This is a genomic window from Xanthomonas populi (genome assembly GCF_002940065.1).
In the GTDB taxonomy this organism is placed as follows: domain Bacteria; phylum Pseudomonadota; class Gammaproteobacteria; order Xanthomonadales; family Xanthomonadaceae; genus Xanthomonas; species Xanthomonas populi.
In genome coordinates, this window is record NZ_MDEJ01000254.1 from 1 (window position 1) to 2,069 (window position 2,069).

Sequence of the window (2,069 nt, forward strand, 5' to 3'; positions counted from 1 at the left end):
CATGCGCGCACTTGTTTCTACACGATCCGGGTGCAACCAGCTGATCTATCTCGGGAAAACGTGGGGAAACCTCAGAGTCGGGATTGGGGATTCGAAAAGGCAAGTGGCCTCCCTTCTCCCATCGGGAAGAAGGTGCCCGAATGGCCGATGAGCAACTGTGTTGGGTTTCAAGCCTGGTGGAGGGTGGCGTCGAAAGGTTTTCGATCGCACACCATGGCGTTGAGGATCGTCAGTAGGAGGATCGTCAGTAGCTTGCGCATGCATGCCACCAGCGCCACCTTGGCGACTTTGCCGTTGGCGCGCAGACGCTCATAACAGCGCGGTCAAGGTTGGCATGTACAGGATCTGGCGCACGGTGGCGCACCCGCCCCATACCGTCCGACGGCCACGCAAGGTGCCGCTGTCGCGGTTGAGCGGCGCCACGCCGACCAACGCGGCAATGCGTTTGCGGTCCAGATAGCCTAGCTCCAGGAGACTGGCAAGCAAGATCAATATGGTCACTTCGCCGATGCCTTTGAACTCGCTCAGCAGATCGCGCCTCGCCTGCCATGCCGCGATCACTCCAGCGCCTGGCCCAGTCCGCTCTCCGAAGCACGCAAACGGTCCTCCAGCCAGTGGATATGCAACTTAGAGCGGCTAACAAAACTACTGCGCAGCCGCCAGGCGGGCGCGGCCGGTGCTCGGAATCGGCATGTACCACTCGTACACTCCGGTTCTGAGCGCGCCGTCCGCACCCACCTGACGACTGCTCGCTACGTTTTGTTAGCCGCTCTTAATGTATTGGCGTACCTGCCTGTTTGGTGCTTGCTTGAGACGGGTCTTCTCCATGCTCAGCATCTCCGCAAACTAGCGCCGACGCGCCAAGTGGTCGGCAAAGGCCATTGCCGCCTCAGACAACGGCCCTTGGGCCGGCTGGATCGCCTGGGCGACATGTGCCAGTAAGCATGCATCGAGCCGGTCAGTCTTGGCATGTTGCCCGCTCACCTTGGCAAAGGCGCGTACCTGGCGGTGATTTATCACCGCTATCAGCAATGCCGCTGCCAGCAACTTGGCTACCACTGTCCGTTCCAGCCCGCCAGTGGCCTCCAACACCATCAGCCGGGGTGCAGCGTCCTGAAGCACCTGGATCAAGGCGGCAATGCCGTTTTCCTCATTGGCGAAAGACATCGCCTGTTCACCAACTGCAGTTCGAACCGATATGCCTTTGTACATCTACTCACTCGCGTCTGGGAGGAGCACGGCACCGAACACCGCCTGACCAAGGTCAAGCATCCCTGGACCAACGGGCAGGTTGAACGAGGAACCGGACCATCAAGGAAGTCACTGTCAAACGCTTCCATTACGACGATCACGCACAACTGCAACAGCATCTGGCCGACGTCATCGACGCCGACAACTTCGCTCGCAGGCTAAAGGCTCTGAAGGGTCTGACACCGCACAAATTCATCTGCAAGCAGTGGACATCCGAACCCGAGTGGTTCGAGATGGATTCGATCCATCTAACCCCGGGACTGAACATCCCTAACATCACTAGCATTGGCATTCAGAGCAAGCCGTGCAATCTACGTTCTGGAATCCGTTCGCCACTTGAGGCAACGAGGCCGCCGCCAGCCAATCGCCAGCCTGCCCAGTAGGGTAAGCGGGCCACCCACCCTTGCGGCCATCGCCGCGCTCAATCAATGCATTCACAGTCCGGCCAGTTCGCCGACGTCGATATGCCGCGCGATCGCCTGCAATGTGTCGCCCACCTTATCGCGGTTGTGCTGGCGCGAGGCCTCGGCAAACAGGTCGAACCTCAGTGCGCTACGCGGGGGATCATGGCTTTGGGAGGGGGGCGCGGTTTTGTCGGGGACAGAGCAGCCGAATTGAGAGGTTCCCTGTTTGTTCGCAAAGTGGTAAATGATTTCGTACGGACTTGTCAATCCTTACACGCCGCGTGCAAGCATATATAACGCACCATTTTGGTAATCAAAAAATTCATCAGATATATTAGGGGCACCTCGAACAACCAAGTCGTAGCCGTGGTGACACGCACTGGATGATGACCATACCTTCAAAAAATCAGCGAT

Annotated in this window: 2 protein-coding genes, 1 other RNA gene and 2 pseudogenes; 2 read left to right on the forward strand and 3 right to left on the reverse strand. The window is 58.4% G+C overall.

Annotated elements, in window-relative coordinates; genetic code table 11:
* Positions 1-167: 167 nt before the first annotated feature.
* A pseudogene (locus tag XpopCFBP1817_RS23455) lies at positions 168-629 on the reverse strand (transposase); the annotation flags it as partial.
* 62 nt (positions 630-691) lie between these two features.
* Between XpopCFBP1817_RS23455 and XpopCFBP1817_RS20545 the strand changes: the two are divergent.
* A non-coding RNA gene (locus XpopCFBP1817_RS20545) (sX9 sRNA) lies at positions 692-768 on the forward strand.
* 78 nt (positions 769-846) lie between these two features.
* On the opposite strand, the gene XpopCFBP1817_RS20550 is transcribed toward XpopCFBP1817_RS20545, so the two are convergent.
* Positions 847-1,167: an IS110 family transposase gene (locus XpopCFBP1817_RS20550; RefSeq protein WP_244171289.1), complete on the reverse strand. Its 321-nt coding sequence runs from the start codon at positions 1,165-1,167 to the stop codon at positions 847-849.
* Positions 1,168-1,173: 6 nt separating this feature from the next.
* Between XpopCFBP1817_RS20550 and XpopCFBP1817_RS20555 the strand changes: the two are divergent.
* Positions 1,174-1,517: pseudogene (locus XpopCFBP1817_RS20555) on the forward strand (integrase core domain-containing protein); the annotation flags it as partial.
* A 168-nt stretch (positions 1,518-1,685) separates the two neighbouring features.
* On the opposite strand, the gene XpopCFBP1817_RS22375 reads toward XpopCFBP1817_RS20555, so the two are convergent.
* Positions 1,686-1,922, reverse strand: a complete 237-nt coding sequence (locus tag XpopCFBP1817_RS22375; protein WP_208619688.1) for a hypothetical protein — start codon at positions 1,920-1,922, stop codon at positions 1,686-1,688.
* Between the last annotated feature and the right edge of the window lie 147 nt (positions 1,923-2,069).

What these genes read in the sequence shown, in the direction of transcription:
- XpopCFBP1817_RS20550 (WP_244171289.1), bottom strand. Translation starts at nt 1,167, where the DNA reads ATGTCTTTCGCCAATGAGGAAAACGGCATTGCCGCCTTGATCCAGGTG.